Raw genomic sequence first — 5,453 nt, 5'->3', positions numbered from 1 at the left:
GCGAACGTTGCGGAGTGCTCCTTGTCAACACCGGAACCCCGGCCGAACCCCGGCCTCGTGCGGTGCGCGCCTACCTGTCCCGGTTCCTCATGGACAAGCGCATCGTGCCCATGAACCGCTTCTGCTGGCGCATCATCCTCCACCTGTTCATCCTCCCGCGCCGCGGCCGCGCCTCGGCGGAGAAGTACGCCAAGATATGGACCGACGAGGGGTCGCCTTTCGCCGCGGCCCATCGGGAGATACAGGCGGGCCTTGAGGAGGCCCTGCGCGCCGAAGGGCGAAACGCCGTCGTCCGCTGCGCCATGAACTACAGCGACCCCTCCATCGCCTCGTGCCTGCGCGAGATGAGGGAGGCGGGCTGCTCACGCCTTGTGGTGCTGCCGTTGTACCCGCAAAGCGCCCACTCCACCACCGGATCGGTGTCCGACGGCGTGGAGGACGCCCTCGCGCGCCTGAGCTGGAACGTCCCCCGCTCGCTCATCGACAATTACCACGACAACCCCGCCTACATCCGCGCCATCGCCGCCTCCATCGAGCAGGCGGGGTTCGACCCCTCCTCCGACGACCGGCTCCTGTTCTCGTTTCACTCCATCCCCCTGGCCGACATCGAAGCGGGCGACACCTACGAGCTGCAGACGGGCGCTTCCAGCCTGCAGGTGGCCAGCGATCTGGGCATCGACCGCAACCGGTGGACCATCGGCTACCAGTGCCGCTTCGACAAAGGGCGCGAGTGGCTCAAGCCCTTCTCGCGTGAAACGCTCGCGCGGTGGGCCGAGGCGGGGGCCGGACGCGTGTTTTTGGTGTGCCCCAACTTCGCGGTCGACTGCCTCGAGACGCTCTACGACGTGGAGCACGAGCTGAAGCCGTTCTACTTCGACCATGTCCGCAAGACAGGGCGCGAACCCGACGAGGGGGAGTTCGTCTACGTGCCCTGCCTGGATCGCAGCCGCGCTCATCTCAGGGTGCTCGCCGACGTGCTGCGCCCCCATCTAGAGGAGGTATGACCCATGTCCGAAGACGAGAGCCGCTGCGAGGCAGCCTCGCATCAGAAGACGGTGCTGCTTGGTGTGACGGGCTGCATCGCCGCGTACAAGTCCTGCGAGATCGTGCGCCTGCTGCAGAAAGCCGGCGTGCGCGTGAAGGTGGTCATGACCGAGCACGCGACCGAGTTCGTGGGCCCGCTCACCTTCCGCTCGCTCACGCACGAGCCGGTGGGCGTGGGATTGTTCGACAACCCGTCAGACCCCATCCACCACATCTCCTTGGCGCAGGAGGCCGATTTGTTCCTCATCGCGCCGTGCACCGCCAACGTTATCGCGAAACTTGCCAACGGCCTGGCCGACGACTTGCTCACCACCACGGCGCTGGCCACCACGGCGCCGCTCGTCATCGCGCCGGCCATGAACGTGAACATGTACGAGAACGGGGCCACGCGCTACAACATCGGCAAGCTGCACATCCGCGGCGCGCGCATCATAGAGACGGGAGACGGCTACCTTGCCTGCGGCGACGTGGGGAAGGGCCGTTTGGCCGACGTAGAGGACATCGTGAGCGCCGTCCTTGACGAGCTGGGGCTTTCGCGCGATTTGGCCGGCAAGCGCGTCATGGTGACCGCCGGCCCCACCGTAGAGCCCATCGACCCGGTCCGCTACATATCCAACCATTCCTCCGGCAAGACCGGCTACGCCATAGCGCGCGCGGCCGCCCTGCGCGGCGCCGATGTGACGCTCGTGTCGGGGCCGGTGTCCATCGCGCCTCCCGAAGCGGTCCGCACGGTGCGGGTGCGCACGGCGCTCGAGATGTTCGAGGCGGCGCAGGAGGCGTTCGGAGCCGCCGACATCGCCGTGTTCGCCGCCGCCGTCGCCGACGTGCGCCCAAAGCAGGCCGCGCCGCGCAAGCTCAAAAAGGGCGAGGCGGATGCCGCGCTGGGCGCCATCGAGCTGGTGGAGAACCCGGACATCCTCGCGACGCTGGCATCCTCCAAGAAGCGCCAGGTGGTGGTGGGGTTCGCCGCCGAGACGGACGACGTGGTGGCCAACGCCGAGAAGAAGCTCTCGACCAAGCACGCCGATCTTGTGGTGGCCAACCAGGTGGGCGAGGGCAAGGCCTTCGGCACCGACGACAACCAGGTGTGGTTCGTGGACGACGAGGGCGTGGAGGAACTCCCCCGCATGTCGAAGGAGCGCCTCGCCGACGCCATCCTCGACAAGGCGCTCGAGTTCGTCCGATGAGGCTTCGCCGCGCGGCGGATGGTGCGGCTCTCGTGGTTCTCGCAGGATCCCGCGCCCGCCTTCGGTCGAGCGCGCAAAATTCTTCTTGCAAACAGCTGCGCATACCGCTATCATAGTCGGCGCTGCTTCGGAAGGTTCGCCTTCCGGGAAGCGGAAACGGGTTGTGGCGCAGTTTGGTAGCGCACTTGACTGGGGGTCAAGGGGTCGCAGGTTCAAATCCTGTCAACCCGACCAGGGGATCGCAGGCCGCAGGCTTCACGCTTGCGGCCTGTTTCGTTTTTTCGCAGAGGCGCAGCCCCGTGGGATCTGTCCCAACCGACCGCCTTCAATTCCCGTGGTCCGCCGCGAAACAAGGCGCCTACGATACGCATACGGTTCGCAAGCCCAAAGGCCGCGCTCCGCGCGCTCGCCTATCCTTTTCGGCATCGTCATCGGCATCCGTGGATAGGAGTTCCCCATGAGCATCATCGTATGGATCATCATAGGCGGTTTGGCCGGCTGGATTGCGAACATGATCATGAAGACGGACGGCAGCCTTATCAAGAACATCGTGACGGGCATCGTCGGCGCGCTCGTCGGCGGGTTCGTCATGAGCTTCTTCGGCGCGGAGGGCTTCACCGGATTCAATCTGTGGTCGTTCCTCGTCGCCCTCGTAGGATCCATCATCCTGATCGCCGTCATCAACCTGCTGACCGGCGGCAAGCGCGCCTGATCGCAACGCTGCGAACGGCATCGGCACGGCACGTCCCCGCCCCTTTCTGAAACGTCCCGCAGATCGGTTGGGCGAAAGACCCCCTTGAAGCGCCAAGCGGATCGGGGGACCGCGTGACGCGCAGGCCGCGACCCTCCGTTGTCTGGCCGTGGCAGCTCGCGTATACTGCAACGGGAACAATGCCGGAAAACAGGGGAGGGCGCGCGTGCGGGATCGGGAACAGGCTGTTGCAGGGACCTCTCCGGAGGAGCAGAGCATCAGCCGCATGGGGACGGCGGGCACGTTCAGGCTGCTGCTGGAGTTCTCCATCCCCGCGGTCGTCGGCGTTGTGGTGCAGATGCTCTACAACGTCATCGACGCGGTGTATGTGGGCCATGCCGTCGGCCCGGACGGCTTGGCGGCCACCACGGTGTCCAACCCCTCCATGACGGCCATGACGGCCGTGGCCATGCTGGTGGGCGTGGGAGGCAACGCGTTGGCGGCCATCAGGTTGGGGGAGAGGCGCCATGATGTGGCCGAGGAGGTTTTGGGCAACAGCCTGACGCTGCTCGCGTTCGTGTCTGTTGCGGTGTGGGCCGGCTCCTTGTTCGCCCTCGAACCCATTCTGCGCTTCTCGGGCGCCGACGACGCGGTGCTGCCCTTGGCGAAGGACTTCATGGTTCCCATCGTGGCGGGCTGTCCGCTGCAGTTCGTCGCGTTCGGCATGAACAACTTCATCCGCACCGCGGGGCATCCCAACCGCGCGCTCGGCTCCATGCTCGTCGGCACGGGAGCCAACGTGGCGCTCGGCTACCTGTTCATCGTCGTTTTGGACGGCGGCATGCGCGGTGCCGGCCTGGCCACGGTGTGTTCGTGGGCGATCTCCGCCGTGTTCGTCATGCAGTTCTTCCTCAAGAAAGGCTCTCCCATGCCGCTTCGCCGCGCGGCGCTTCGACTGCGCCCTCGGTTGGCTCTGCGCATCTGCGCGCTCGGCGTGGCACCGTCGGTCATGGAGCTGGGCTACGCAGTGTCCTCGGCCATCGAGAACAACCTGCTCGTGCTCTACGGCACCACCGATCCTCTGGGCGTGGACGGCGCGCTCGCCGTTATGCGCGTGGTGGTGGCGGTGGGCATGTTCACCTTCATGCCGATGATGGGCATCGCTATGGGAGCGCAGCCCATCATCGGCTACAACTACGGAGCGCGCAAACTCGACCGCATGAAGCGCGTCCTGCTGCAGGCCATCGGCCTGGCTGCGGCGATCACCGTGCCGCTGTGGCTTTCCGTCATCCTCGTGCCCGACCTCTACGCGCATCTATTCGGCCTACCCGACGAGTACATGGCCGAAACCGCCTGGGCGCTCGTGCTCTACCTCATGTTCATCCCCGTGCTTTCGGTCCAAAGCATCGGATCGAACTACTTCGACGCCACCGGGCAGGCGCTTAAGGCAACCTTGCTCACCCTCACGCGCCAGATACTGTTCCTCATACCGTTGCTTCTGTACTGTCCTCGAATCCTTCCCGGCCTGCTTCCGCTCACGCCACTCGAATGCGTGTGGTTCGCTCCGTCGCTTTCCGACCTTGCCTCCACGCTGCTCGTGTCGGTGTTTCTGCTGATCGAGCGCGGACGCTTGCGCAAGCTGGAGCGCGGTTGACTCGCAAAGGGGCAGGGCGTTCGCTGACGACGCGGCCGCTCGCCTGTCCGAGCGCACCGCTTGCGGGCGACGATGCCGTCCGAAAACCCTTTCACCGAGCAAACGCCCCTGACGCGACCGGGGTAAGCGTCGTCGGCCCGTTCTTTGGTAAAGTGCGATGAAAGCGGCGTTCGGCCGCTTTCATCGTTTACCTGTCGGTTAAGGAGAAGGGGGAAGATTCGTGGCTATGCTCGGGTTTCTAATCCTTTTCCCGCTGGTTGTTGCCGGCGTCCTTCTGGTCGTGCGCAACAATCGGGCGAGAAACGCGATTGTCGGAGCCTCCGCCCTGGTCATCGGACTGGCGTCTGTATGGCTGGTCGTTTCCTGCCTGGGCGCTCCGTGGGTGTCCTTCGAGTTCCACTCGCCGGTGGTCGACTACGTCTGCCTTGCGGTGAGCGTGCTCGTCGCCGCAACCGTCCTGGTGTTCGGCATCCGCTACAAGAACGTTTGGGCGTGCGTGCTGGCGGCCGTCCAGCTCGTCGGCTCCCTCGTGTTCGAGCTCGGGTTCGCCCACGGCGTGGCCGTGGGCGAGGCGCTCTACCTCGACTCGCTCTCGCTGCTCATGGCGTTCATCATCGGCGTGGTGGGCGGCGGCATCTGCGTGTACGCCTTGGGCTACATGGAGGACTTCCAGGAGCACGAGCCGGAGGGCGCCAAGGACCGCCGCCCGACGTTTTTTGCCCTCATGTTCGTGTTCCTCTCCGCGATGTTTCTCATCGTGTTCTCCAACAACATGGTGTGGCTGTTCACGGGCTGGGAGGTCACCACGGTGTGCTCGTTCCTCCTCATCGGGTTCACCCGCACCGAGGAGGCCATGCGCAACGCCTTCCGCCAGATC

4 protein-coding genes, 1 tRNA gene and 1 pseudogene are annotated in these 5,453 nt (G+C 65.4%); all 6 read left to right on the top strand.

Features of this window, described 5'->3' with window-relative positions; genetic code table 11:
- On the top strand, positions 1–1,004 hold a 1,004-nt coding region (gene hemH, locus ACWKY3_RS11610; RefSeq protein WP_449316565.1), incomplete at its 5' end, for a ferrochelatase.
- A 3-nt stretch (positions 1,005–1,007) separates the two neighbouring features.
- Positions 1,008–2,231, top strand: coding sequence for a bifunctional phosphopantothenoylcysteine decarboxylase/phosphopantothenate--cysteine ligase CoaBC (gene coaBC / locus ACWKY3_RS11605; RefSeq protein WP_449316564.1), 1,224 nt, complete (start codon positions 1,008–1,010; stop codon positions 2,229–2,231).
- Between the two features lie 157 nt (positions 2,232–2,388).
- Positions 2,389–2,465: transfer RNA gene (locus ACWKY3_RS11600), tRNA-Pro, on the top strand.
- Between the two features lie 223 nt (positions 2,466–2,688).
- Positions 2,689–2,943 (top strand): GlsB/YeaQ/YmgE family stress response membrane protein, encoded by a 255-nt coding sequence (locus tag ACWKY3_RS11595; protein WP_449316563.1) that lies wholly within the window; start codon positions 2,689–2,691, stop codon positions 2,941–2,943.
- 205 nt (positions 2,944–3,148) lie between these two features.
- On the top strand, positions 3,149–4,576 hold the full coding sequence (locus ACWKY3_RS11590; protein ID WP_449316562.1) for an MATE family efflux transporter: 1,428 nt from the start codon (positions 3,149–3,151) through the stop codon (positions 4,574–4,576).
- Positions 4,577–4,802: 226 nt separating this feature from the next.
- Positions 4,803–5,453 (top strand): annotated as a pseudogene (locus tag ACWKY3_RS11585) (NADH-quinone oxidoreductase subunit L); the annotation flags it as partial.

The sequence above is a fragment of the Rubneribacter sp. genome (assembly GCF_965361815.1).
This window is presented reverse-complemented; position numbering and strand designations above follow the sequence as displayed.